The following is a 2758-nucleotide window of genomic DNA, read 5'->3' on the forward strand; positions in this document are numbered from 1 at the left end:
CCACGAGAGATACAGAAGCAACAGCAAAGTCAAAATGGGTTCCGGCTTTCGCCGGAATGACGGCGTGGGGTTGCGGACTTCGGGAGGTCACGGCGGTGCCGCGTCTCCAACGTCGCCCTTCGCCCTTCGCGCTCCGCACCACCCGCATCAGCCGCGTCACCCGCATTACCCCCCACGCAACTCCCGCCGCAAAATCTTGCCGACATTGCTCTTGGGCAGCTCATTGCGGAACTCGATCACATGCGGCCGCTTGTAACCGGTCAAATTGGCCTTCGCATACGCCTTGATCTGCTCCACGGTCAGCGCCGGATCCGAGCGCACCACCACCAGCTTGACCGTCTCGCCCGACTTCTCGCTCGGCACCCCCACCGCCGCCACCTCGCGGATGCCCGGCATCGCCGCCATCACGTCCTCGACCTCGTTGGGATACACGTTGAACCCGGACACGAGGATCATGTCCTTCTTGCGGTCGACCAGGAAGATGAAGCCCTTCTCGTCGATGCGGGCGATATCGCCGGTGTGCAGCCAGCCGTCGCGGTCGATGGTGCGCGCGGTTTCCTCCGGCTGGCGCCAATAGCCCTTCATCACCTGCGGGCCCTGCAGGCACAGCTCGCCGGGTTCGCCGACCGGCAGGCGCTCGCCTTGCTCGTTCATCACGCAAGCCAGGGTCGAAGGAATCGGCACGCCGATCGCGCCGTTGAACTGCATGCCCTCTACGATCGGATTGACCACCGCCACCGGCGAGCTCTCGGTGAGCCCGTAGCCTTCCACCAGCGCCTTGCCGGTCACCTGCTGCCAACGCTCGGCCACCGCGCGCTGCACCGCGGTGCCGCCGCCGAAGCACATGCGCAGTTGCGAGAAGTCCACGCGCTCGAAGCCCGGCGTGTTGAGCAAACCGCTGAACAAGGTGTTGACGCCGGTGATCGCGGTGAACGGCGTCTTGCGCAGTTCCGCGACGAAACCCGGCATGTCGCGCGGATTGGTGATCAGCACGCTGTGGCCGCCGGCCTTGAGGAATACCAGGCAGTTACAGGTCAGCGCGAACACGTGGTACAGCGGCAGCGCGGTGACGATGGTTTCCTGGCCCGGGCGGATCTTGTCGCCGAACCACGCCGAAACCTGCTGCAGGTTGGCGACCATGTTGCGGTGGGTCAGCATCGCGCCCTTGGAAACGCCGGTGGTGCCGCCGGTGTATTGCAGGAACGCCAGATCCTGCGGCTCGACATGCACGTCGGCCCACTCGCGCCTGGCGCCGGCCGCGAGCGCGTCGCGCAGGCGCACCGCGCCCTCGATGCGGTAGTCCGGCACCATGCGCTTGACGTACTTGACCGCGAAATTCATCAGCGCGCGCCTGGGCTGGTCGAGCAGGTCGGCCAGGCCGGTGGTGATCACGCCGGCGAGCTGCGCGGCCACGCCGGAGGCTTCCACCGTCGCGCCGAAGTTGTCGACCACGATCAGCGCCTTGGCGCCGCTGTCGTGGATCTGGTGGGCCAGCTCGCGCGCGGTGTACAGCGGATTGACGTTGACCACCACCAGCCCCGCGCGCAGCGCCGCGAACAGCGCCACCGGATACTGCAGGCAGTTCGGCAGCATGATCGCGACCCGGTCGCCCTTCTCGAGCTGCAGGTCGAACGACAGATAGGCGGCGAAGCGGCGGCTCAGCGCGTCGAGTTCGGCGAAGCTCAGGGTCTTGCCGAAGTTCGAATACGCCGGCCGCGCGCCGAACTCGGCGACGGTCTTGCGCAGCACGTCGTTGATGCTGCCCAGCGCGTCGGGATCGATCTGCGCGGGAATCGACGGCGGATAGCTGGCGAACCAGGTAGAGGTGGAATCCATGGGCGATGCGCGCTCCGGAGTGTGGCGGCCACGACAGGCCGCCACCATAGCAAGCCGGCGCGCTCTGTCGGCAGCGCGCACCCCGCCGGCCGCCTTGCGGACCCGGGCCGCCCGCGCTCCACCATTCGGCGCGTGCGGTTGCGGTATGGCGACGGCTCGCGGCCGTCGCCCGGCCGACGTCAGTCCCCCTGCGGCGGCGACGCCGCCGCGGCGTCCGCCGACAGCGCCTGGTAGGCCAGGATCGGCGCGGCCGCATTGGCCGAGGTGGTGTAGTTGTTGTTGTCGGCCGGGTCTTCGGCCAGCTTGGTCGAGCAGCCCAGGCGTCCGTTCTCGACCCAGATCCGGCAGGTAGCGCTCATGCTTTCTTCGGGGTCGACACCGTGTGCCTCCGTCAGCCACTCGCGGAGCTGGCGCGGCAGCCACCGCGGCGTCCCCTCGGAATACACGATCACCCCGCTGGGCTGGACCTGCGGCCGCAACGCGCGGGTGGCCTGGAAGGCGGCGCTGAGCGTCTGCAGATAGCCCGGCGCGGTGCCGTTGGCCAACCAGGTCGCGCTGGTGCAATTCGAATACACGTGCGCCAGCGAAATCACATCGCCCCAGGACAGGCCGATCGCCACGCAACCCGACAGTCCGGCGGTATTGAGGCCGACCAGATGGCCGCGCGATTTCGAATCCAGGTTGGTACCGGCCACGGCGATCCACTGGTCCAGGCCCACTCGTATCAGCATCGTTCGTCTCCATGGCGGCCGGCGCGACGCGGCCAACCGATGCCTGCTCAGACGCGGCGGCGCGCGCGCTGTGAACGTTCGGCCGGGCGGTTCGCGGTCCGCGAAGCCGCAACGTTGGCGGTGCGCGCGCGGCGCGCGGGCCGGATACGGCGCGCGTTCGGCGCCGCGCCGGGCCGATGCGGCACTTGGCC

The 2758-nt window shown here is 68.5% G+C and carries 2 protein-coding genes; both read right to left on the reverse strand.

Features of this window, described 5'->3' with window-relative positions:
• Nucleotides 1-165 precede the first annotated feature (165 nt).
• Entirely contained in the window at nt 166-1836 is a 1671-nt protein-coding gene (locus A7A76_RS04410) for an AMP-binding protein (protein ID WP_206410058.1), read from the reverse strand.
• A gap of 179 nt (nt 1837-2015) precedes the next feature.
• Nucleotides 2016-2567: a hypothetical protein gene (locus tag A7A76_RS04415; RefSeq protein ID WP_206410059.1), complete on the reverse strand. Its 552-nt coding sequence runs from the start codon at nt 2565-2567 to the stop codon at nt 2016-2018.
• Nucleotides 2568-2758 lie beyond the last annotated feature (191 nt).

It is taken from the genome of Lysobacter enzymogenes (assembly GCF_017168095.1).
Lineage (GTDB): Bacteria > Pseudomonadota > Gammaproteobacteria > Xanthomonadales > Xanthomonadaceae > Lysobacter > Lysobacter enzymogenes_D.

What these genes read in the sequence shown, in the direction of transcription:
- A7A76_RS04410 (WP_206410058.1), bottom strand. Translation starts at nt 1,836, where the DNA reads ATGGATTCCACCTCTACCTGGTTCGCCAGCTATCCGCCGTCGATTCCC.
- A7A76_RS04415 (WP_206410059.1), bottom strand. Translation starts at nt 2,567, where the DNA reads ATGCTGATACGAGTGGGCCTGGACCAGTGGATCGCCGTGGCCGGTACC.